20 protein-coding genes and 1 pseudogene are annotated in these 22,079 nt (G+C 74.4%); 9 read left to right on the top strand and 12 right to left on the bottom strand.

Features of this window, described 5'->3' with window-relative positions:
• Positions 1–18: 18 nt before the first annotated feature.
• A complete protein-coding gene (locus tag ACWD4U_RS03160; protein WP_363453516.1) occupies positions 19–792 on the top strand; it encodes a crotonase/enoyl-CoA hydratase family protein in 774 nt (257 codons plus the stop codon).
• Between the two features lie 33 nt (positions 793–825).
• On the opposite strand, the gene ACWD4U_RS03155 is transcribed toward ACWD4U_RS03160, so the two are convergent.
• Both ACWD4U_RS03155 and ACWD4U_RS03150 read right to left on the bottom strand, forming a co-directional pair.
• Entirely contained in the window at positions 826–1,224 is a 399-nt protein-coding gene (locus tag ACWD4U_RS03155; RefSeq protein ID WP_363453518.1) for a DUF3592 domain-containing protein, read from the bottom strand.
• Positions 1,221–2,147, bottom strand: coding sequence for an NAD(P)-dependent oxidoreductase (locus tag ACWD4U_RS03150; protein WP_449787094.1), 927 nt, complete (start codon positions 2,145–2,147; stop codon positions 1,221–1,223). Before ACWD4U_RS03150 ends, ACWD4U_RS03155 begins: the two co-directional genes overlap by 4 nt.
• A 559-nt stretch (positions 2,148–2,706) precedes the next feature.
• On the opposite strand from ACWD4U_RS03150, the gene ACWD4U_RS03145 reads away from it, so the two are divergent.
• Entirely contained in the window at positions 2,707–3,237 is a 531-nt protein-coding gene (locus tag ACWD4U_RS03145) for a GNAT family N-acetyltransferase (protein ID WP_363453520.1), read from the top strand.
• Positions 3,238–3,404: 167 nt separating this feature from the next.
• Here the strand turns inward: ACWD4U_RS03145 and ACWD4U_RS03140 are convergent, their stop codons facing one another.
• From ACWD4U_RS03140 to ACWD4U_RS03130, 3 genes and pseudogenes are all read right to left on the bottom strand, one after another.
• Positions 3,405–4,277: an SGNH/GDSL hydrolase family protein gene (locus ACWD4U_RS03140; RefSeq protein ID WP_363453522.1), complete on the bottom strand. Its 873-nt coding sequence runs from the start codon at positions 4,275–4,277 to the stop codon at positions 3,405–3,407.
• Positions 4,278–4,377: 100 nt separating this feature from the next.
• Positions 4,378–5,634, bottom strand: coding sequence for a glycosyltransferase (locus ACWD4U_RS03135; protein ID WP_363453524.1), 1,257 nt, complete (start codon positions 5,632–5,634; stop codon positions 4,378–4,380).
• Positions 5,635–5,897: 263 nt separating this feature from the next.
• Positions 5,898–7,034, bottom strand: a pseudogene (locus tag ACWD4U_RS03130) (glycosyltransferase family 4 protein); the annotation flags it as partial.
• Between the two features lie 346 nt (positions 7,035–7,380).
• On the opposite strand from ACWD4U_RS03130, the gene ACWD4U_RS03125 reads away from it, so the two are divergent.
• The 3 genes from ACWD4U_RS03125 to ACWD4U_RS03115 all read left to right on the top strand — a co-directional run bounded on the left by ACWD4U_RS03125 (position 7,381) and on the right by ACWD4U_RS03115 (position 12,159).
• Complete coding sequence (locus ACWD4U_RS03125; RefSeq protein ID WP_363453528.1) at positions 7,381–10,191, top strand: TIM-barrel domain-containing protein; 2,811 nt, start codon at positions 7,381–7,383, stop codon at positions 10,189–10,191.
• A 120-nt stretch (positions 10,192–10,311) separates the two neighbouring features.
• Positions 10,312–11,319, top strand: a complete 1,008-nt coding sequence (locus ACWD4U_RS03120) for a hypothetical protein (RefSeq protein ID WP_363453530.1) — start codon at positions 10,312–10,314, stop codon at positions 11,317–11,319.
• 99 nt (positions 11,320–11,418) lie between these two features.
• Positions 11,419–12,159: a nucleotidyltransferase domain-containing protein gene (locus ACWD4U_RS03115; RefSeq protein WP_363453532.1), complete on the top strand. Its 741-nt coding sequence runs from the start codon at positions 11,419–11,421 to the stop codon at positions 12,157–12,159.
• Positions 12,160–12,208: 49 nt separating this feature from the next.
• Here the strand turns inward: ACWD4U_RS03115 and ACWD4U_RS03110 are convergent, their stop codons facing one another.
• Together ACWD4U_RS03110 and ACWD4U_RS03105 are read right to left on the bottom strand one after the other, a co-directional pair.
• Positions 12,209–13,864: a PP2C family protein-serine/threonine phosphatase gene (locus ACWD4U_RS03110; protein WP_363453534.1), complete on the bottom strand. Its 1,656-nt coding sequence runs from the start codon at positions 13,862–13,864 to the stop codon at positions 12,209–12,211.
• A 331-nt stretch (positions 13,865–14,195) separates the two neighbouring features.
• The gene (locus ACWD4U_RS03105; RefSeq protein ID WP_363453536.1) at positions 14,196–14,618 is read right to left on the bottom strand and encodes an avidin/streptavidin family protein; all 423 of its coding nucleotides are present in this window, start codon (positions 14,616–14,618) and stop codon (positions 14,196–14,198) included.
• 341 nt (positions 14,619–14,959) lie between these two features.
• Between ACWD4U_RS03105 and ACWD4U_RS03100 the strand changes: the two genes are divergently transcribed.
• Positions 14,960–15,790 (top strand): pentapeptide repeat-containing protein, encoded by an 831-nt coding sequence (locus ACWD4U_RS03100; protein ID WP_363453538.1) that lies wholly within the window; start codon positions 14,960–14,962, stop codon positions 15,788–15,790.
• A gap of 148 nt (positions 15,791–15,938) precedes the next feature.
• On the opposite strand, the gene ACWD4U_RS03095 is transcribed toward ACWD4U_RS03100, so the two are convergent.
• A complete protein-coding gene (locus tag ACWD4U_RS03095; RefSeq protein ID WP_363453540.1) occupies positions 15,939–16,637 on the bottom strand; it encodes a hypothetical protein in 699 nt (232 codons plus the stop codon).
• Positions 16,638–16,816: 179 nt separating this feature from the next.
• On the opposite strand from ACWD4U_RS03095, the gene ACWD4U_RS03090 reads away from it, so the two are divergent.
• Positions 16,817–17,095 carry a hypothetical protein gene (locus ACWD4U_RS03090; RefSeq protein ID WP_363453542.1) on the top strand — a complete coding sequence of 93 codons (279 nt, stop codon included), beginning with the start codon at positions 16,817–16,819 and terminating at the stop codon, positions 17,093–17,095.
• Positions 17,096–17,180: 85 nt separating this feature from the next.
• On the opposite strand, the gene ACWD4U_RS03085 is transcribed toward ACWD4U_RS03090, so the two are convergent.
• The 3 genes from ACWD4U_RS03085 to ACWD4U_RS03075 form a co-directional block, all read right to left on the bottom strand.
• The gene (locus ACWD4U_RS03085; protein WP_363453544.1) at positions 17,181–17,753 is read right to left on the bottom strand and encodes a rhodanese-like domain-containing protein; all 573 of its coding nucleotides are present in this window, start codon (positions 17,751–17,753) and stop codon (positions 17,181–17,183) included.
• Between the two features lie 192 nt (positions 17,754–17,945).
• Positions 17,946–18,953 carry a sulfite exporter TauE/SafE family protein gene (locus ACWD4U_RS03080; RefSeq protein WP_363453546.1) on the bottom strand — a complete coding sequence of 336 codons (1,008 nt, stop codon included), beginning with the start codon at positions 18,951–18,953 and terminating at the stop codon, positions 17,946–17,948.
• Positions 18,950–19,312: a rhodanese-like domain-containing protein gene (locus ACWD4U_RS03075; RefSeq protein WP_363453548.1), complete on the bottom strand. Its 363-nt coding sequence runs from the start codon at positions 19,310–19,312 to the stop codon at positions 18,950–18,952. Before ACWD4U_RS03075 ends, ACWD4U_RS03080 begins: the two co-directional genes overlap by 4 nt.
• A 360-nt stretch (positions 19,313–19,672) precedes the next feature.
• Between ACWD4U_RS03075 and ACWD4U_RS03070 the strand changes: the two genes are divergently transcribed.
• Together ACWD4U_RS03070 and ACWD4U_RS03065 are read left to right on the top strand one after the other, a co-directional pair.
• Positions 19,673–21,043: a rhodanese-like domain-containing protein gene (locus tag ACWD4U_RS03070; RefSeq protein ID WP_363453550.1), complete on the top strand. Its 1,371-nt coding sequence runs from the start codon at positions 19,673–19,675 to the stop codon at positions 21,041–21,043.
• 226 nt (positions 21,044–21,269) lie between these two features.
• The gene (locus ACWD4U_RS03065) at positions 21,270–21,536 is read left to right on the top strand and encodes a metal-sensitive transcriptional regulator (RefSeq protein WP_363453552.1); all 267 of its coding nucleotides are present in this window, start codon (positions 21,270–21,272) and stop codon (positions 21,534–21,536) included.
• A 156-nt stretch (positions 21,537–21,692) separates the two neighbouring features.
• Here ACWD4U_RS03065 and ACWD4U_RS03060 read toward each other — a convergent pair whose 3' ends face one another.
• Positions 21,693–21,956, bottom strand: a complete 264-nt coding sequence (locus ACWD4U_RS03060; RefSeq protein WP_363453554.1) for a metal-sensitive transcriptional regulator — start codon at positions 21,954–21,956, stop codon at positions 21,693–21,695.
• Between the last annotated feature and the right edge of the window lie 123 nt (positions 21,957–22,079).

Below are 22,079 nucleotides of genomic sequence, written 5' to 3'. Positions count from 1 at the left end.
GAACGGGAGTGGTGGTTGATGGTCAGGGTGGAGCGGGACGGGGCGGTGTGGACGGTCGTCCTGGACCGGCCGGCCGCGCGGAACGCGGTGGACGGTCCGACGGCGGAGCAACTCGTCGAGGCCTTCGAGGAGTTCGGCGCCGACGAGGAGGCCGCCGTCGCGGTGCTGTGGGGCGCGGGCGGGACGTTCTGTGCCGGTGCGGACCTGAAGGCGGTGGGCACCGAGCGCGGCAACCGGCTGGCGGCGGACGGGCCCGGCCCGATGGGCCCGACCCGGATGACGCTCGGCAAACCCGTGATCGCGGCCGTGGCCGGCCATGCCGTCGCGGGCGGGCTGGAGTTGGCGCTCTGGTGCGACCTGCGGGTCGCGGCCGCCGACGCGGTCTTCGGGGTCTTCTGCCGCCGCTGGGGCGTGCCCCTGATCGACGGCGGGACGGTGCGGCTGCCGCGCCTGATCGGCGAGAGCCGCGCCATGGACCTGATCCTCACCGGCCGCCCCGTCGACGCCGAGGAGGCCCACCGCATCGGCCTGGCCAACCGCCTGGTCGGCGTCGGCGAGGAACGCGCGGCGGCCGAGCAACTCGCCCGCGAACTGGCCGCCTTCCCGCAGACCTGTCTCCGGCACGACCGACTCTCCGCGCGCGAGCAGGCCGGCCTCGACGAGCCGGCGGCGCTCGCCAACGAGTGGCGGCACGGCGGTCACGGCCTGCGCGCGGACACGGTCGCCGGAGCCGCGCGCTTCGCGGCGGGTGCGGGGCGGCACGGCGCCTTCGAACAGCCGCAGCGGGAGTGACGGAGCGTCAGTGAGGCCGATCGGCCGGGCGGGTCACCCGGTCGGGGCGGGGCCCGCCAGCAGAAGCACGGCGAAACCGCTCGTGAGAGCCGTGCACAGCGGTCCGGCGAGCGTGCTGGTCCACCGGCCCCGGTCGACCAGGAAGGCGCGCCGCGGATGGCGCGGGTCGCACCGGAGGGCGTAGCGGTGACCGACCGTCATCGGTGACCCGCTGACCGGGGTGTGGTCGGTGTGGGTGAACTCCCGCCCCTCGAAGGTGTAGGTGACCTCCGAGACGTAGTGCTCGTCCTCCAGGTGCTGCCGGGTGCACACGCCCTTGACCTCAAGCCCGCGCGCGAGCAGCGCCCGCAGCACGAGGTAGCTGCGGACGGTCCACCCCAGGCTGAGCACAGCCAGGGCGCCGAGCACCGACGCCGCCTGCACTGCGCTCATCGAGGAGCCCGTCCGAGCCCGGCGCGGGTGCGGGAGGTGGTGGCGAGGGCGGCGAGGTCCTCGTCGGCGTGGCCGTGGGCGACCGCTTGGAGGAGCGAGTCGCGGAGCAACCCGGCCAGGGGGAGCGGGACCTGGGCTTCGGCGCCGGCTTCCAGGGCGAGGTTGACGTCCTTGAGCCCGAGGGCGAGACGGAAGCCCGCCGGTTCGTAGGTCTGCCGGGTGATCATCGCTCCGTAGCCGGAGTAGACCGGGCCGGGGAGGATGGAGTTGCTGAGCACCTCCAGCAGGGCCGCCGGGTCCAGCCCGCTCGCCTCGGCGAGGGCGGCGGCCTCGGAGAACGCCTCGATCGCGGACACCAGCAGGAAGTTGGCGCTGATCTTGGCGACGTTCGCGGCCGCCGGGTCCTCGCCGAGCGGCCAGGTGCGGCGGCCCATCGCCTCGAACAGCGGTGCGACCCAGGCGAGTTCGGTCGACGGGCCGGCCGCCAGGATGTTCAGGTTGCCCGCCGCGGCGACGTCCGCACGGCCGAGCACCGGCGCGGCGACGTAGCCCAGCCCGTGGCGGGCGTGCAGTTCGGCGGCGCGACGCGCGAGCGCGGGCGAGACGGTGGCCATGTTGACGTGCACCGCCGCCCGGGCGCCGGACAGCAACTCCTCGTCCAGCAGCAGGTCCTCGACCACCTGATCGTCCGCCAGCATGGAGACCACCGCCTCCGCGGCGAACGCCTCGGCGAGCGACCCGGCAGCCGACGCACCGTCAGCGACCAGCGCCGCCACGGGCTCCGGCGAACGGTTCCACACCCGGACGCCGTGCCCGGCGGCGAGCAACCGCCCGGCCATCGCGCGGCCCATCGAGCCCAGTCCGACGAAACCGACGTCCATGCCCACTGCCTCCCATGCCTGCGGATGCTGCCTCGGTCGGATGCTACGCGGCGAGGGGGAGGGGTTGGTGATGCGGTGGGGTGGCGGTGTGGCGGGGGAGGGGGAAGGGGGTGGCTTGCCCTGGCCGGATGCTGCGCAGCGGGCTGGGGCGGTGTGGTGGGGGAAGGGGAAGGCGGTGGCTTTGCCCGGGGCGGATGCTGTGCCAGGCGCGGGGGAGGGGTTGGCGATGCGGTGGGGTGGCGGTGTGGCGGGGGAGGGGGAAGGGGGTGGCTTGCCCTGGGCGGATGCTGCGTCGCGGGCTGGGGCGGGGTGGCGGACGAGGGGAAGGGGGCGGATTCTGCCCGGGACGGATGCTGCGCCAGGCGCGGGGTAGGGGTTGGCGATGCGGTGGGGTGGCGGTGTGGTGGGGAGGGGGAAGGGGGATTTGCCCTGGCCGGATGCTGCGCCGAGGGCTGGGGCGGTGTGGTGGGGGAAGGGGAAGGCGGTGGCTTTGCCCGGGGCGGATGCTGCGTCAGACGCGGGGGAGGCGCGGCGGGAGGGTGCGGGTGGGTGGTGGCGAATTGGCGTGGTGGGGGTGGGGGTGGGCTGTCAGGATGCGGGCATGGCTTCGGTGCGGACGGTACACACGGCGGATCTGGACCCGGTGGCGCGGCGGTTGGCGCGGGGGTTGCTGGACGAGGTGTTCGGTGACGAGATGACCGACGAGGACTGGGAGCACTGCCTGGGCGGGTTGCACGTCCTGGCGTGGGAGGGCGGCGAGCTGATCGGGCATGCCGCGGTGGTGCAGCGGGGGCTGATGCACGGTGGCAGGGTGCTGAGGACCGGCTACGTGGAGGGGGTGGCCGTCCGGCGGGATCGCCAACGTCGGGGTGTCGGCGGGGAGTTGATGGCCGAGGCGGAGCGGATCGTGCGGGCCGCGTACGAGATCGGCGCGCTCGGCTCCAGCGACGAGGGCAAGCCGTTCTACCTGGCGCGCGGCTGGCGTCCGTGGACCGGTCCGACCTGGGCGCTCGGCCCGCAGGGCCCGGTCCGGACCGCCGAGGAGGACGGCTGGATCTACCTGTTCGGCGCGGACGGGCTGGACTTCGACGGTGAGTTGAGCTGTGACTGGCGCGAGGGCGAGGTCTGGTGACCGGGGCAGGCCCAGGGTCGGTGGTCGTGTGACCGGGGCAGGCCCGTGGTCGGTGGTTGTGTGACCGGGGGCGGGCCCGTGGTCGGTGGTGGTGTGAACGGGGCGAGCCCATGGTCGGTGGTCGTGGTGACCGCCGGCCATGAGCTCGAAGGGACGCGCCGCGCCGGTTAGTGCGCGGTCGGGGTGCCGGTGGGGGAGTCCGTCGGGTGGGCGGGCAGGTGGTGGTCGGGGCCCGGGGCGGTGAGGCGGGCGATGATGGCGGCGGTGGTGTGGGCGTCGGTGCGGTCGAGCCTGCGGGTGGTGCCGCGGAGCAGGTGCCGGGCCTCCAGGAAGGCCAGCGCGAACAGGCCGGGGAGCAGGTCGGTGGAGCGGGCGGCGACCCAGCGGGTGCCCTGGGTGGCCATCCACCACAAGTTCGCGGCGCGTCCGGGCTCGCTGGCGGGCAGTTCGGCGGGCGGGTCGCCGACCGGGTGGCCGGCTTCGGCGAGCAGGCTGTGGAAGGCGCAGGCGATCAGTTGGTGGCCGGAGGCGCTGGGGTGCAGGCGGTCCACGCTCAGGAGGGAACGTTTCTGCGTCCAAGGCAGGTCCGCCAGGTGCACGTGCCGCGCGTGGTAGTGGTCGGAGAGCGCGTGCACCACGGCGTTGACCGAGCGCATCCGGCGGGCCAGCGGGCGGGCCAGCGGGGCCGGCAGACCCAGCAGCGTGCCCGGGTCGGGAAGGCAGGCGGTGAGCGGGACGGTGCCGGCCGCCGTCAGCGAGGAGAGGACGGCGGCGTAGTGACGGGCCGTCAGCTCGATGTCGAAGGAGGCCCGCAGGGTGTCGTTGCCGCCGACCACCACCCCGGCGTACTGCGGGCGCACGGCCAGGGCGGTGGGCAGTTGGGAGACCAGCAGGTCGCGGCTGAGCGCGCCGCTGTTGGCGAGGTTGCGGAAGTCCACCGGCTCCGGGGAGAGGCTGGGCGCGAGCAGCGCCGCCCAGCCTCGCCAGCCGCCGGGGACCGGGTCGCCGACGCCCTCGGTGAGGGAGTCACCGAGTGCCACGAACCGAACCGTCATCACGTCCCTCCGGTCAGGTGCAGGGGGGTGCGGGGATCTCTTTGCGGGGCACCGGAGTTGTCGGCGCCCTGGCCCGGTCTGGCGGTCACCTGGCGCCCTCGGCGGTCACGGAGACGGACCCGGCGGCCGGCGAGGAAATGACGACCTGTCCAGGTTCGGCGGCGGCGGTAGTGCTGCCGGTGGCGTGGGCGACCGGACGCGGCGTGTCGGCGGGCCGGCCGGCCCGGTGGGCGGCCAGGAAGGCGGCGGTGGCGGCCTCCCAGGAGAACACCTCGGCGCGGGCCCGCGCCGCGGCGCGGCGCTCCGCCTCGGGGCGCTCCAGGAGTTCGCGCAGGGCCAACGCGAAGCCCTCGCCGGTGTCGGGCGCGGCGAGACCGGCGTCGCCGATCACCTGCGGGAGCGCGGAGGAGCGGCTGACGGCGACCGGGGTTCCGCAGGCCAGGGTCTCCAACGCGGCCAGCCCGAAGGTCTCCACCGGCCCGGGGGCGATCACCGCGTCCGCGCTGGCCAGCAGCGCGGCGACCTCGGAGCGCCCGGCCAGGTGGCCCAGGAAGCGGACCGGGAGCCGGAGTTCGGCGGCCCGGCGCTCGAGTCGGGCGCGCAGGGGGCCCGTTCCGGCGACGGCCAGCACCGCCGGGACGCGGTGCCGGCGGCGCAGCTCCGCGAGCGCCTCCAGCGCCCGCTCGGGGCGCTTCTCGCCGGACAGCCGCGAGCACATCACCAGCAGCACCTGGTCGGGCTCGGCGAGGCGCGCGCGTACCTGCGGGTCCCGCGCGCCGGGGTGCATCAGTTCCAGGTCGACGCCGAGCGGCGCCTGGGTGAGGTTGGTGGTGCCGATCCGCTCGAACTCCTCGGCGGCCCACGCGGTGGTGCACAGCACCGTGTCGTAGCTCTGCGCGGTACGGGAGTTGAGCCGGTCGGCGGCCGCGCGGGCGACGGCGCCGGGCACGCCCCAGGTGCCGAGCACGCCGGTGGCGCTCTCGTGCGAGACCATCATCGAGCGCACCCCGTGGGCGCGGGCCCACTCGCCGGTCCAGCGCAACGTGGTGCGGTCCGACACCTCCAGCCGGTCCGGTGCCAACTCCTCCAGCACGGCCGCCACGTCGCGGCGGCCGGTGAGCAGCCGGTAGCCGCCGGTGCCGGGCATCAGCGGGCCGGGCAGGGTGATCACCCGGCCCTGGTCGGTCCACTCGTCGCTGCGGGCCGGCCCGGGGATGACCAGGGCAGCCCGGTGACCGGCCGCCTGGTAGCCCGCGCCGAGGTGGCGCAGCGCCGTGCGCAGGCCACCGGAGGTCGGGGTGACGAAGTTCGCCACCCGGACGATGTTCAGCTCCTCGTTCACGCCGGCTGCTCCTTGACCAGCTCGACGGCGGCCCGCACCGCGGCGGGACGTCCGGACGGGCCCGCGGGTGCGGTCATCGCGGCGGGCTGGACGGGCGCGACCGCCTCGTCGGCGGGGGCCTGCGGCTCGCCGCGCCGGTCGGTGTCCGAACCGGCCGCCGCGACCGGCTGACGGGGCGTCGGGAGGGTCGGGACGGCGGTGGCGGGCGGGGTCTTGCGGGCGGCCTCGGCGAGGTCCAGCACGGTGGCGACGGGCGTCTCGCCGCGGTGCTCGGCGAGCACGTCCTCGTAGTGCTGGATCAGCTGGTCGCCGACGGCCTCCCAGGTGCGGTCGGTGACGTCCGCGCGGCCGGCCGCGCCGTACTGGGCGCGCAGTTCGGGGGAGGCGGCGAGGGCGGCGACGGCGCGGGCCACCGCCGCGGGGTCGCGCGGGGCGACCAGCAGACCGGTGCGCTGGTGGCCGACCAGGTCGAGCGGGCCGCCGACCGCGGGGGCGATCACCGGGACGCCGCTGGCCATCGCCTCCTGGATGGTCTGGCAGAAGGTCTCCAGCGGGCCGGTGTGCACGAACACGTCCAAGGAGGCGAAGCAGCGCGCCAGTTCCTCGCCGGTGCGGCGGCCGAGGAAGACCGCGCCGGGCATGGCGGCCTTCAGTGCGGGCGCGCTCGGCCCGTCGCCGATCACCACCACCCGCACGCCGGGCAGCCGGGAGGCCTCGGCGAGCAGGTCGACCCGCTTCTCCGGGGCGAGGCGGCCGACGTAGCCGATCAGGACCTCGCCGCCGGGCGCCAGCGAGCGGTGCAGCGCCTCGTCGCGGTGGGCCGGGTGGAAGCGCACCGAGTCGACGCCGCGGGCCCAGATCCGGACGTGCCGCACGCCGTGTGCGGTCAGGTCCTGGGCGGCCGGGGTGGACGGGGCGAGGGTGCGGGCGGCGGCGCGGTGCACGGAGCGGATCCGGGACCAGGCGATCGCGGAGCCGATGCCGCGGCCCATCCGGTACGCCTGTGCGTACCCGGCCAGGTCGGTCTGGTAGACGGCGACGGTCGGCAGGCCGAGCCGCTCGGTGACCCGGGCGGCGCGTGCGCCGAGGATGAACGGACTGGCCAGGTGCACCACGTCGGGCTGATGGGCGGTCAGGGCGGCGGTCAGCTTGCGGCTGGGCAGCGCGATCCGCACCTGCGGGTAGCGGGGCAGCGGAACGGACGGAATGCGCACCACCGGCAGCGGTTCCTGGGCCGGGCCGAAGGACTGCGGCGGGCAGTGCGCGCCCCGGGCCGGAGCGGGGGTGATCACCAGCGGCTGGTGACCCCGCCGGACGAGGTGTTCGGCGGCCCGCAGCACGCTGTGGGCCACGCCGTTGACCTCGGGCGGGAAGGATTCGGTGACGATGGCGACTCGCATGCCAACGTTGTTGCCGGGTTTGGCGTGCGCCCAGCCAAAGGGATCTTTCTTACAGGCGAACGTCTGTCGCCATTTCCGCACACCTGTGTGGACAGGTGGTCCGGTGGGCCTGGTGTTTCGCGCAAACGGACTGCGCACTGTGCGCAAAGATGCGCATAACCCGAGTGGAACGAACACTTGACGCCAAGTCGAGCTACCTGGTGCGATGTGTCCCGCTCAACTCGCCGGCTCGGCACGGTCCGCCCAACCGCACTGCCCCACCGGTGAATTGGGAACCCCCACTCGGGTCGAGCCGGTGCCCGCGGTCCCACGACCACCCGACCCTCGTCCAGGAGGCATCCCTCAGATGCGTTCCGCCTCACCCTCCCTGCTGCCCCGGCCCGGCAGCGGCGGCCAGCGCCGCACGGCACTCACCCTCGCCGTGCTGCTGGTCGCCGCGCTGTTCTGCGTCCTCGGCCCCGCCCGGGCCGCCCAACCCTCAACGGCGGGCAACGCCACGGGTGTCACCCGCAGCGGTGACACCTTCACCGTCGCCACCTCCGGCGGCGCCGCCGCCCGGGTCGTCCTGGCCCGCGCCGACATCTTCCGGATCTGGCTCTCGCCCAACGGCGCCTTCACCAACGACCCGGCCGGCACCGACCTCGCGATCAAGACCGACTTCGGCACCGTCGGCGGCACCCTGACCGACGCCGGGAGCTACTGGCGGATCGGCACCTCGGCGATCAGCCTGCGGATCAACAAGACCCCGCTGAGCTTCGCGCTGTACCGCGCCGACAACGCCACCCTGGTCTGGGCCGAGTCCCAGCCCACCAGTTGGACCACCTCGCAGACCACCCAGTACCTCAGCCGCGGCGCCGACGAGCAGTTCTACGGCACCGGACTGCACCTCGGCGAATGGGCGCTGCGCGACAAGACCGTGCCGGTCGCCGTCTCCAACCAGTGGACCGAGGGCACCAACGCCAGCCCCGCGCCGTTCTACATGTCCACCAACGGCTACGGCGTGATGCGCAACACCTGGGCGGCGGGCTCCTACAACTTCGGCGCGCCCACCCAACTCACCCACAACGAGAGCCGGTTCGACGCCTGGTACTTCGCCGGCAACTCGCTCAAGGACGTGCTGAACGGCTACACCGACGTGACCGGCAAGCCGTTCCTGGCACCCGAGTGGGGCCTCGAACTCGGCAACGCCGACTGCTTCAACGCCTCCAACCCCAGCTACACCGGCGACCACACCCGGGCCCGCCACCAGACCACCCCGGACGTGGTCGGCTACGCCACCGACGCCCGCGCCGCCGACATGCCCTCCGGCTGGTTCCTGCCCAACGACGGCTACGGCTGCGGCTACACCGACCTGCCCACCGCGGTCAGTGACCTGAAGGCCAAGGGCTTCAACACCGGCCTGTGGACCTCCACCGGCCTCAACAACATCAACTGGGAAGTGGGGACGGCGGGTTCACGCGCCGTCAAGACCGACGTGGCGTGGATCGGCGGCGGCTACAAGACCGCCTTCACCGGCGTCAACCAGGCCGTGGCCGGCATCGAGAACAACTCCGACGCCCGCCGCTTCGTCTGGACCGTCGACGGCTGGTCCGGCACCCAGCGCAACGCCGTCGTCTGGACCGGCGACACCCACGGCACCTGGGACGCCATGCGCTGGCACGTCCCGGCCATCGCCGGCGCGGGCCTCAGCGGCCTCAACTACGCGTCCGGGGACATCGACGGCATCTACGACGGCAGCCCCAAGACGTACGTCCGCGACCTGCAGTGGAAGGCCTTCACCCCCGCCTTCATGACCATGTCCGGCTGGGGCGCGACCAACCCGCAGACGGGGTACAACGACAAGCAGCCGTGGCGGTACGCCGACCCGTACCTGTCCATCAACCGCAAGTACCTGCAGCTGAAGATGCGGCTGATGCCGTACCTGTACACCATGAGCCGGGTCGCCACCGACACCGGCGTCCCCTCCACCCGCGCGATGGTGCTGGAGTACCCCAACGACCCCGTCGCCCGAGGCAACCTGACGAGCGGTCAGTTCATGGCCGGCGACTCCTTCCTGGTCGCACCCGTCGTCACCGACACCGCCACCCGGGACGGCATCTACCTGCCCGCCGGCACCTGGACCGACTACTGGACCGGCAAGACCTACACCGGCCCGGGCTGGCTCAACGGCTACAACGCACCCCTCGACACCCTCCCGCTGCTCGTCAAGTCCGGTGCCGTCGTGCCGATGTGGCCGCAGATGAACTACACCGGCGAGAAGCCCGCCAGCACGCTCACCTACGACGTCTACCCGCGCGGGAACTCCTCGTTCAACCTGTACGAGGACGACGGCACCACCCGCGCCTACCAGAACGGCGCCTACGCCCGCCAGCAGGTCAACGTCACCGCCCCCGCCGCCGGCACCGGCGACGTCACCCTCGCGGTGGGCGCGGCCACCGGCAGCTACACCGGGCAACTCGCCAACCGCGACTACGAGTTCACCCTGCACGCGGCCGCCGCGCCGAGCAGCGTCAAGGTCGGGTCCACCGTCCTGCCGCAGCTGGGCAGCAAGGCCGCGTACACCGCGGCGAGCACCGGCTGGTACTTCGACCCGGCCGACCGCTCGGGCGTCCTGTGGGTCAAGGCGGGCAACTACGCCACCGGCACGGCGTTCAGCGTCACCGCCGTCGGCCTGACCCTGCCCACCGGCACCTCCGTCACCTCGAGCGGCCCCATCCCGCAGGCCGGCTGGAAGGTCGTCTCGGCGGACAGCCAGGAGACCGTCGGCGAGAACGGCGCCGCCGCCAACGCCATCGACGGCAACCCCGCCACCCTCTGGCACACCCAGTGGTACCAGACCACCGCCCAGCTCCCGCACGACATCCAGATCGACCTCGGCGCCCGCTACGCCGTCGACGGCCTCGGCTACCTGCCCCGGCAGGACGGCGGCGTCAACGGCCGGATCGGCTCCTACGAGGTCTACGTCTCCGACAGCACCACCTCCTGGGGCACCCCGGTCGCCACCGGGACCTTCGCCGACACCGCCACCCAGAAATCGGTGACGTTCACCGCGAAGCCCGGCCGCTACCTGCGACTGCGCGCCCTCACCGAGGCGGGCAACCGCGGACCGTGGACCAGCGCCGCCGAGATCACCGCCACCGGCGCCGCCGCGCCGTAGCAGCCAGACAGGGCCCGGCAGGGCCAGGCAGGGTGCGGGGGGCGAGCCGTCCCCCGCACCCCGTCGGCATGATGCCAGGAATAGTGCGATTCCTCCGATATTCCCGGATAGCCTGGAGCGGTGGAAGAGCTGGGTGGGCGGGCTGAGCACGGCGGTGCGGCCGTGGAGCTGTGGCGGGCGGTGCGGCACGACCCCGCGCGGCTGCCGGAGCACCTCGCCGAGCTGGCGGTCCGTCAGGAACGGCACCGCGCGGAGGACACCCTGGGCGGCCTCAACGGGACCGTCGGGGAGCAGCGGTCCGCCGTCATCACCAAGGGCATCAGGCTGACCATGGTGGAGGGCTGCGTGGTGGGCGGCCCGCTGATCCTCCTGGTGCCCGTCGCGTTCTGCGCCGGCATGCTGGCCCAGGCCCGGATGGTCCTGGAGCTCGCCGAACTCGCCGGCACGGTGGGCGACGACACCCAGCGGGCCGCGGAACTGCTGGTGCTCCAGGGCGTCTACGCCACCACCGAGGACGCCCGGGCCGCGTTGGCGAACCCGCCGACGGAGCGGGCCGAGACCGAGCCGCGAGAGTCGGGGGAGTCCGGGGAGTCCGGGGAGTCCGGGGAGGGTGGACGGGAGGTGCGGGAGGTGCGGGAGGTGCGGGGGAAGTCGTCGGCGCTGGCGGTGCGGCTCGACCTGCTGCGGCGGATGGCGTACCTGCTGGGCCTGGTGGCGCTCGACGAGGCACCGCGCGGGCGGCTGCGCCGGGTGGCCGGATGGGTGGGCATCGCGCTGTTCCTGGTGGTCGGGTTCTTCGTCCCCGTGGTGTGGATCCCCGTGATGGGCCGGGCCAACGTCAAGGCGACCTCGGCGCTCGCCCGGCGGGCCACCGCGTTCTACTGGCCGACCGCCGCGGACTCCGAGACGGCTCCCGAGCAGCGGTCGTACGTCCGGGGCGGGACGGTCGCGGTGCTCGGTCAGACGATGGTCGCGGTGCTGCTGCCGGTGGTCGCCTTCCTGGTGGTGCTGGCCTGGGGGCTCGACTTCGCCGGCAGCAGGCTGGCAGCCGGCGCGGTCGCCGCACTCGCGATCGGCGCCGCGTACGCCGCCGACCGCGCCCGCCGGGCCCGCTACCGCCGGAGCTGAGACACGAGCGCGCCACTGCCGGAACCGGGCCACGGAGGCGCTACCGCCGGAACGGGGTCACGGACGCGGGGCACACGCGCGGCGTGAAAGGCTGCCCGCATGCACGACGAGATGATCGCCCAGGCAGAACGCCTCGCGGCCGAGCTGTTCCCCGACGCTTCGGCCGTGGTGCTGGCCGGGTCCATCGCGGCCGGACGGGCCAGGAGCGGCAGCGACCTGGACCTGGCCGTCCTCCTGCCGGACGACGCCGAGACCTACCGCGAGACGCTCCGGCACGAGGGCCGGGTGGTCGAGGTCTTCGCCCACACCCGGACCGGGCTCGCCGAACTGCGCGCCGTCGACGCGGCCTCCCGACGCGCCGTCGTCCAGCAGCTGTACGCGACCGGCCTGATCCTCGTCGACCGGCACGGCCACGCCGCGCGACTCAAGCGGGAGACCGCCGCCGAACTCGCCGCCGGGCCGGCGCCGCTCGACGGCGAGCAGACGGAGAACCGGCGGTACGCGCTGACCGACCTGCTGGACGACCTGCGTGACACGCCCGACCCGCTGGAGGCGCTGGCCGTGGGAGCCGCGGTCGTCGAGGCCGCGGGCGACCTGCTCTCCGACCACCGCCGGGCTTGGACGGGCACCGGAAAGTGGTTCCCGCGCCGCCTGTTGGCCGCCGACCCCGTCCTCGGCGCGGAGCTGCTGGCCGCCCACCGCACGCTCTGCACCGACGGCGACCCGGCGCCGCTGCTCGCCGCGGCCGGCGCCGTCCTCGACCTGACGGGTGGTCCGCTGTCGGCCGGATACCGTCGGGGATGGCCCCCGGCCCGGAAGGTGACCGTGCCCGGGGGATGACCGTGCTCGGGAGGGTGGCGGTGCCCGCGCCGGACGGGCCGACGGTCCGTCAGTCGCGGTGTCGTACGCGGGCTGCGAGCAGGGCGATGTCGTCCTCGGCGGCGTGCGGGGTGAGTGCGGTGAGGGTGGCGTCCAGCAGGGCGTCGAGCGGGCTGGTGACGGGCAGTCGGAGTGCGGCGAGCCGGGCCAGCGAGACGTCGATGTCCTCGCCGCGGCGCTCCACCAGGCCGTCCGTGTACAGCAGCAGGACGTGGTCGGCGCGCAGCTCCACCACGGTCTGCTCGTAGCCGCCGACGCCGGTGCCGAGCGGCGGGCCGGTGGGCACGTCGAGCAGCTCGGAGGCCTCCGCGGTGAGCAGCGCAGGCGGCAGGTGCCCGGCGCTGGCGAGGGTCCAGCGGGCCCGGGCCGGGTCGGCGAGCGCCAGCACGCAGGTCGCCGGGCGGGCGTCGGCCTCGTCGGCGATCAGCGTGTCGAGCTGGCGCAGGATGCGGTGCGGCGGCAGGTCCATCGCGGCGACGTAGCGCAGTATCGAGCGGTAGTTGCTCATGTCGACCGCGGCCTCCACGCCGTGGCCCATCACGTCGCCCATCGCCAGCAGCGTCCGGCCGAACGGGAGCCGCACCGTCTCGTACCAGTCGCCGCCGACCACCGAGGTGGTGCCGGACGGCAGGTAGCGGGAGGAGAGTTCGAGGTTGGGGTGCGGGCTGCCCGGTTCGGCGAGCAGGGCGCGCTGCAGCTCCAGGGCGATGTTCTGCGAGCGGGCGTAGCGCCTGGCGTGGTCGAGGGCGAGCGCGGCGCGCCCGGCGAGTTCGGCCAACAGCTCGGTGTCGGCGTCGGTGAAGCCGAGCGCACTCCCGTGCGCCCGGGCCAGGGTGAGGACGCCGATCAGCCGGCCGCGGGCCCGCAGCGGCAACGCCACCAGCGAGTCCGCACGCACCGTCCGCAACACGGCGTGCAACGCCTCGTCCGGAGCGGCGGCCGACAGCTCCTCGGCGGAACTCGGCGCCGCCGTGACCGGCTGCTCGGAGGTGAGCGCCCGGTACGCCACCGAGCCGGCCCGGAAGCGCACCCGTCCGCCCGTCAGGTCGGCGGGCAGCAGGGCCCGCAACGGCTCGGCGCAGTCCACCGCGGCGCGGCGCAGCCGGGGACGGGCCGCCGTGCTGTGCTCGGGCGCGTCGAGCGGCAGCACGTCCACGACGGCCAGGTCGGCCACGTCGGCGACCGCGAAGGCGGCCAGCTCGGCGCAGGTGGCGTCCGGGTCCAGGGTGGTGCCGATCTGCTCCGCGGCGGCGTCCAGCACCGCGAACCGGCTCCGGGCCCGCTCCAGCTCGGCCCGGTGCACGTCCGCGCCGCGGGGCAGCACCACCAGGACGCCCGCCGCACGGCCGGACAGCTCCAGCCGTCGGAAGTCCGCGGCGCGCCCGCCGAAGGTCCCGGTCCGGGGGCGGCCGTCGGCCAGCACCCGGCGCACCGCCGCGGAGTCGCGGGCGGGTCGCCCCAGCACGTCGGCCGGCGACACGCCGGTGACCTGGGCGAACGTCGGGTTCAGGTACCGCCAGCGCAGTGACTCGTCCAACACCGCCACGCCGACGGGAAGTTGGCCCAGCAGCGCGCCGGCCAGCGCATCCGGGCCGACCGCGAGCGCCTCCGCGGCAGCCCTGAACAGGGAGTCCGCCGAGCGGTGGCCCGCAGGATCGGGCTGCACCCCTGAGTCCTCCCTCGAGAAATCCCCTGCCGAGCCGTCATCGCGCACAGCGTGTCGTCATCCCGCACAGTTCGGTGCCGCATCGCCCGGGTGATCCGAACCCGGGGTCCGCACCCTACTCGGCGTACCCGTCCGGCCTGGAACGGGAGGCCCCTGCTGTGCAGAGTGGTAAGCGGGTTTTTGCGGTTCTGTGATCTTCTGTTCGGGCCGAACCCTCGTCGTGGCGCGAGCGGGTGACGCCCCCTCAGGTCCGACGGCTCGAGCTCAGGTCCGACGGCTCGGGCGCAGGTCCGACGGCTCGTGATCAGGGCCCAGGCCCTGCGACTCGGGCTCAGGACACCGGGTGCGGCAGCGGGCGGGCGGTGCGCCGCAGCTCCTCCAGCCGGGCCGGATCCGGCGCACGGCGGGTGAACAGGTCGTGCCCGACGACGGTGGACTCCCAGGCGTCCGGGGCCTCCGCCGACCTGGTCAGCAGCCACGTCGCGGAGATCCGCTCCACCTCGCTCTCCTGGTACTGGCCGCTCCACGCCGTCACCGAACCCGCGTCACTGTTCTCGTTCTGCCAGGCCACCGCCCAGCCCACGGCCGTCCCGTGACCGCTCTCCCGCGGCGGATCGATCCGCCCCACCAGCGGGTACGTGCCACTCGCCCGGCCCGTCGCCGAGAGGTACGTCCCGGTCAGAGCCCCGTCCGGACCGGCCACCAGCCGCATGTGCGAGCCCAACTCGCTGTACCAGTCACCGGTGATGCCCACGCTGCTCCTCCGAAGCCCGATCGCCGACGGCCGCTCCGCCGGTCCGAGACGTCCTGCCACCACTGTGCCGCGCCCGGCCGCGCAGACGGCGACGACGCGCGGGAACACCCGCCGGGTGACCCGGTGGGTGCGGCGGCGTGGCGGGGCCGGTGACCCGGTGGGCCGGGCGGTCCTCGGGGTCTGGTGACCCGGTGGGTGGGGCGGGCTGCGGGGGCCGGTGACCCGGTGGGTGGGGCGGGCTGCGGGAACAGGGAGAATGGGACCTGTACGGAGCCCCGACCCCGGTGCCGGACGCTCCGTGCACGCCAGCCCCCGCCGCGCGCCGCAGGAGACCCCGTACCGTGACCGACCAGCACCACGACGCCCCGACCGGCCGCAGGCTCGACCTGCTCGCCGACTGCTCCAACTGCTTCGGCCTGTGCTGCGTCGCCCTGCCCTTCGCCAAGTCCGCGGACTTCGCCGCCACCAAGGACGCCGGCACCCCCTGCCGCAACCTGCAGACCGACTACCGATGCGGCATCCACGCCAAGCTCCGCGGCAGCGGCTACCAGGGCTGCACCGTCTTCGACTGCCTCGGCGCCGGACAGAAGATCTCCCAGCAAACCTTCGGCGGCACCAGCTGGCGCGAAGACCGCGACACCGCCCGGCAGATGTTCGCCGCCTTCCCGGTCATGCGCCAACTCCACGAACTCCTCTGGTACCTGTCCGAGGCACTGGAACTGCCCCGGGCCCGCCCCGTGCACGCCGAACTGCGCCGCGCACTCGACGCCGTCGAGGAACTCACCCGGCAGGACGCCGCCACCCTGATCGCCGCCGACGTCCCCGCCCTTCGCGCCGAGGTCAGCGAACTACTGCTCCGCGCCAGCGAGTCGACCCGCGCCGCCGTGCCCGGCAAGAAGCGCAACCAGCGCGGCGCCGACCTGATCGGCGCCAGGCTGAAGGGTGCCGACCTGCGCGGAGCCAACCTCCGCGGCGCCTACCTGATCGCCGCCGACCTCACCGGCGCGGACCTGCGCAGCGCCGACCTGATCGGCGCCGACCTGCGCGACGCCAAGCTGCACGGCGCCGACCTCACCGACGCGCTCTTCGTCACCCAGTCCCAACTCAACGCCGCCCAGGGCGACTCCACCACCCGCCTGCCCGCCGGCCTGGCCAAGCCCGCCCACTGGTGACCCGGCGGGACTCGGCGCTGACGGTCCGTCGGCCGGAGTCCTGACGGACCGTTGATCGTTCGTTGTTCTGAGGGCGCTGTTCCGGTGGGTGGTGCCCCGGTGTGCTCTTCCGGTGGCGCTGTTCTGGTGACGCTGCCCTGGGCGCGTGTCACCGGGGCGGCTGCGCCGCGACGGCGTCGGCGGGTATCACCGGTCGGCTGACCTGGAAGCTGACCGGCACCTCCCCGGCGGCCTGGCGCACCAGGCGGGTGAACGCGGCGTCGCCGAGCGCCTGTTCCGACGCATGCACCTGCACCCCGCTGCCGTCCGCCATCGGCCCCACCGCGAACACCGGGAAGGGCAACCCGCCCGTCCGCTGCCGGTCGAGGATGCGCTGGGTCGCCTGCTGCTCCGCCTTCGCGGTGTAGGCGCAGCGACGAACCTCGACCGGCGTGGCGGTGGTCTCCGGGTGCGCCTGGCGGGCCGCGTCCACCAGCTCCTGCCCGCGCCGAAGGTCCGTCGCGTACAGCACGACACGCCCGCCGTCACCGTCCACCGCGAGCGCGCCCCAGACGTCGGAGAACGCGCCCCGGCCCTGTTCGGCGAGCGCCTCGGCCGCCACGTCCAGCTGCGCGGGCACGGCGGGCGTGGCGGAGGCGGGCGGGGATGTCGGGGAGGCAGGTGGGGGTGTCGGTGCCGTCGGCGTTGTCTCGGAGAGGAGGGTGGGGGAGGTGGCGCGGGCGATCGAGGCGGTGCCGTTCGAGGTCGGTCCGCAGGCGGTGAGAGCGCAGGCGAGAGCGGTGGCGAGGGCGGCGGTGGCGAGGGTGGCAGGTGCGCGGAGCGCGGTCGTGGCGCGGAGGCGGTTCACGGTGTTCCCTTCCGTCGGCTGACGCATCGTCGGCGGTTGGACGGGGGCGTGCTGCCCGCGGTTCCAGGGGGCGCGCGGGGGCGCGCGCCACCCCCGGAAACGGGATTAATTACCAGCGATCAAGATGATCCGGGCGTATGGTCATGAACTCCCCGACGGCGAGAGGAGGTTCACCCGCTATGGGAATGTTCAAGGACGCGCCGCCGAGTGAGCATCCGGACTTCACCCAGCTCCGGTTCATGGCGGCGGGCACGCCGTCCTGGTGGAAGCGCAACCGGCACAAGGCACTTGGCGCCGCCGGCCTGCTGATCGGCTTCTGGCTGGCCGGCCACCACGACACCACCGCACCCGCATCGTCCTGCACACCGAACAGCGCCTCGAGCAATGCCCCGAGCAGTGCCCCGAGCAGTGCCCTGGGCAACGGGTCGAGCGCGCAGGGGGCCGCGGCCGGTCGATGACGATCCCGTCGATCGGCCGGCCGCGGCACGGCGGCGGGCCGTCAGGAACGGCCGCGGGCGTGAGTGCGGGCGTGGTGGCGGTGCGTCAGGGCCGGCCGTGCAGGGTGGCGAGGGTCGCCTCCAGGGCCCGGCCGGCGTCGCGCGGGCGGTTGTAGGGCAGCCGGCCGAGCAGATTGCCCATCGCGCAGGTGTTGCTCACGGCGGAGTACAGCAGCCCGGCGCCGACCGCCGCGGACACCCAGCGGACGCCGGGCACCGCGACGTCGATCAGTACACCGGCCAGCACCAGCGAACCCGCGACCAGCCGGACCTGACGGTCCATCGCCCAGCGCGGCTTCACACCCGGGACGAGGTTCAGTTCGCCGCCGTTCGCCGTCCAGGCCGAGGTGCCGCCCTCGACCAGCAGGGCGGTGATACCGGCCGCGGCGAGCTGCTCGCAGGCGTTCAGGGCGCGGGCGCCGGACGCGCACACGACCGCGAGTTCGCCGCGGGCGGCGGCCGCGCGCAACGCGGGCAGCGCCTGCGCGAGCCGGTCGAGCGGCACGTTGTGCGCGCCCGGGATGTGGCCGCCGGCGAACTCGCCGGGAGACCGGACGTCGATGACGGTCAGCTGCTGGAGCCGGGGCTGGAGCTGGTCGACGGTCAGGGGCGTGGTCATGGGGGATGGCCTTTCGGGGGATGGGGGGATGGGGTGACCCGTCCGGGCGGCGGGGGCCGGTTCCGGGCGGGGGTGGACTGGACGGTGGTGGGGCACCGGGGGCGAGAGGGCCTGAGCGCGGGACTGCGCGGTGCGGTATCGCGGCGGGCGTGGGCGCGGGCGTGGGCGCGGCCGTGGGCGTGGGCGTGGGCGTCAGAGCGCGGCGTCGAGCAGCATCAGGGCGGCGACGGTGAGCAGAGCGCCGGCGAACAGGCGTTGCAGCGTGCGGCCGGACAGCTTGGCGGCGAGACGCTTGCCGTCCCAGGCGCCGAGGATCGCGGCGGCGGCGAACGGGCCCACCACCGCCCACGGGATCTCCGCCGCGCCGCCGAGCCGGGGGAGCAGCGCGGCAAGCGAGTTGAGGGTGATCACCAGCAGGCTGGTCCCTACCGCCTCTGCCATCGGGAACGCCAGCACCGAGACCAGCGCGGGCACCGCGAGGAATCCACCACCGACCCCGAGCAACCCCGTAGCCGCCCCGAGCCCGGCACCAGCGGCCGCCGACCGCCGCGCCGACGCAGCCCGCGGAGCGGGCACTGCCGCGAGGAGCGTGGCCGGGCGGCCACCGGCCGGGGAGGCCGACCGGAAAGCGTTTGCTGTACGCCGGGTTGACGCGCCGTCGGTGGCCTGCGGGGGCGACGCGCTCTCAGCGGCCGGGCCGGGGGCGTGCGGGGCTGCCGCAACGAGCGTGGCCGGGCAGCCGTCCGCTTGGGCGAGCGGCGGGAAAGCGTTTGCTGCATGCCGGGTTGACGTGCCGTCGGCGGTCTGCGGGACCGACGTGTCGTCAGTCGCGGGGCGGGGCGCGGCGGTGGTGAGCATGCGCCATGCGGCCAGGGCTGCCAGGGCGGCGAAGGCGGTGGTGAGGGCCGGGCCGGGGAGGTGGCTGGAGAGTGCGCCGCCGAGGGCGGCGGTGGGGAGGCCGGCGGTGGCGAACAGGAGGCCGCTGCGCCAGCGGACGCGGCCGGCGCGGGCGTGGGCGACCAGGCCGGTGGCCGAGGTCGCGGCGACGATCAGCAGGCTCGCGGTGGTGGCGGTGCCGGGGGTGAGCCCGATCAGGTAGATCAGCGCGGGGACGGCCAGCATGCTGCCGCCGCCGCCCAGCCCGCCGAGGGCCAGCCCGACCACCGCGCCGGCCGCCAGCGCGAGGACGACCGCGGTCATATCGCGCTGCCGCAGCAACACTCGCCCTGGTGGACCGGCAGACCCGCCCGTACCCAGGCCCGCATGCCGCCGGCCACGTTCACCGCCGGGACGCCGAGCGAGACCAGTAGGTCGGTGGCCGCCTGCGAGCGGTTGCCCGAGCGGCAGACCGCCAGCACCACGCGCGAACCGATCACGGCGGGCACACCACCGTCGGTCAGGGTGTCCAGCGCGACCGGGACGGCGCCGGGAGCGTGCACCTCGGCGTACTCCTCGGGCTCGCGGACGTCGAGCAGGACGGCCGCGCCGGTGGCGGCCAGGCGGTGGGCCTCGGCGGGGTCGAGCTGGGCTGGTGCGGACGGCTGGTGGGACCAGGCCACGGTGTCCTCCTGGTGTGCGGATGCGGGGCGGTTCCCGCAGGCGGTTCCGGGGTTCCGCCGTTGCCCGGGGCCGCTGCGGGCCGCTCGGAGATACCGGCGGGGGTATATCGTCGGTGTCGAGCATATACCCCCACCGGTATGTGTCCGGAGGTCCGCCGGGCGAGAAGTGCCTGGAATAATACCCGTGGGGGTATCGCTCACCGAGGGGAGCGACCGGTATCCGGCTCGCCGAAACCGACTCGCCGCCCGACGCAGAGACGTGATCCGAACGCAGGGACGCCATCCGACGCGGCGGCGTCATCCGGCACAGAGACGTCATCCGACTCGGAGACGTCACCCGACGCAGAGATGGGGACACCCGTGTTCTTCGCCCAGTACTACCTCGACTGCCTCTCCCAGGCCTCGTACCTGATCGCCGACGAGACCACCGGCCGCGCCGTGGTGGTGGACCCGCGCCGGGACGTGGACGAGTACCTCGCCGAGGCGCAGGCCCGCGGGTTCACCGTCGAGGGCGTGATCAACACCCACTTCCACGCCGACTTCCTCTCCGGCCACCTCGAACTCGCCGCCCGGACCGGCGCGTGGATCGGGTACGGGCGGCGCGCCGAGACCGAGTACCCGATCCGCAAGCTCGCCGAGGGTGAGCGGATCAGCCTGGGGGAGGTGGAGCTGGAGATCGTCGAGACCCCGGGCCACACGCCCGAGTCGATCAGCGTGCTGGTCCGCGAGCGCGCCGGGGACGCCGTCCCGTACGGGGTGCTCACCGGGGACGCGCTGTTCATCGGCGACGTCGGCCGCCCCGACCTGCTCGCCTCCGTCGGTGTCACCGCCGACGAGCTCGGGCGGATGCTGTACGACAGCGTGCAGCGCAAGCTGATGGCACTGCCCGACGAGGTGCGGGTCTACCCCGCGCACGGCGCCGGCTCCGCCTGCGGGAAGAACCTGTCGACCGAGCGGCAGTCCACCATCGGGCAGCAGCGCGTCACCAACTACGCCTGCGCGCCGATGAGCGAGGACGCGTTCGTGGCGATCGTCACCGCCGGACAACCGGCCGCCCCCGGCTACTTCGGCTACGACGCCGACCTCAACCGGCGCGAACGCGACCTGTTCGACGCCGCCGCGCTGACCGTCCCGCTGGACGGCGCGGCCTTCCTGGCCCGGCGCGCCGAGGGGGCGGTGGTGGTCGACGCCCGTGACCCGCAGGAGTTCGCCGCCGGGCACCTGGCCGGTGCGATCAACGTGCCTGCGGACGGCCGGTTCGCCGAGCAGTCCGGCACCGTGCTCGACCCGGCGTGGTCGCTGCTGGTGGTCGCCCCGGAAGGCCGTGAGGCGGAGACGGTGATCCGGCTGGCCCGGATCGGGTTCGACCGGGTCGCGGGCTATCTCGCCGACCCGGAAAGCGAGTTCCGCACCGTGCCGGAGCAGATGCGGCAGGCCCCGCGCCGCACCGTCGCCGACCTGCGCGAGGAACTCGCGGGCGCCGAGCCGCCGTTGGTGGTCGACGTGCGCGGCGAGGCGGAACGCGGCGAGGGCATGATCCCGGGCTCGGTGCACCTCCCGCTGGCCGAACTCCCGCACCGGCTCGGCGAGATACCGACCGACCGCGAGGTCGTGGTGCACTGCGCCGGCGGCCACCGCTCGTCTATCGCGGCCAGCCTGCTGCGCCACCACGGCTTCGAGCGGACCTCCGACCTGCTCGGCGGCTACGGCGCCTGGCAGACCGCCGCCTGAGTGGCGGAACGGCCCCCGGCCGGGGAAGGACGGGGAAGACGGGAACCCGGCGCAGCGGTCGGGAATGTGCCGTCCGCCGCGCCGGTTCATACGGGCGGGGGTATGACTGGAGCGTTGCACCCCGTCCCGGCGTGGCACCCGCGTCACCCGGCGCCGTGCGGCACCGATGGCGGAGAACACGGAGCGGTCGGCCCGGAAGCCGTCGCCGAATGCGAGGAGGAGACCCATGCAGGTGGGCGAGGAGGCCGTCGGCGCGGTGCTGAACCGGCTGCGCCGTGCGCAGGGCCAGCTGGCCGGCGTGATCGCGATGATCGAGGCCGGACGTGACTGCAAGGACGTCGTCACCCAGCTCGCGGCCGTGTCGCGGGCGCTCGACCGCGCCGGGTTCAAGATCGTCGCCAGCGGGATGCGGCAGTGCATGGCCGAGGCGGAGGAGGGCGGCGCACCGATGAGCGAGGCCGAGCTGGAGAAGCTGTTCCTCGCACTCGCCTGACGACCCCGGCCGAGCGGCCACTCCTGATTGCGGTTCCACCCCGGGGCCTCGCGGTGGGCGTCGAGCGGTGCCAGGTGAACGTCCGGGTGCTGGGCATGCTCGCGTTCCTGCGCAATGGCGCGGAGTGCGCCCCGTGTCGAGCCCCGAACTGCGCTGCTAGGCCAGGGTGAGGAACATCTTCTCGAGTTCGGCCTCGGTCATCGGCGCGTCCTGGTCGCCGGACGCCGCGCACTGGCGCATCCCGCTGGCCAGGATCTTGAACCCGGCGCGGTCCAACGCGCGTGACACGGCGGCGAGTTGCGTGACCACGTCCTTGCAGTCGCGGCCGGCCTCGATCATCGCGATCACGCCGGTCAGCTGGCCCTGCGCGCGGCGCAGCCGGTTGAGCACCGCGCCGACGGCCTCCTCGTCCACCTGCATCGGGCACCTCCTCGCCAATGTGAACTCGCCCGATCATACGGGAGTCGGACCACGGCACCCGCGCTGACCGGTGGCTTCAGGCGAGTTGGCCAGTCCGCCGACGGGCCACGCGGCGAGCCGAGC

Source organism: Kitasatospora sp. NPDC002522 (assembly GCF_053595195.1).
This window is presented reverse-complemented; position numbering and strand designations above follow the sequence as displayed.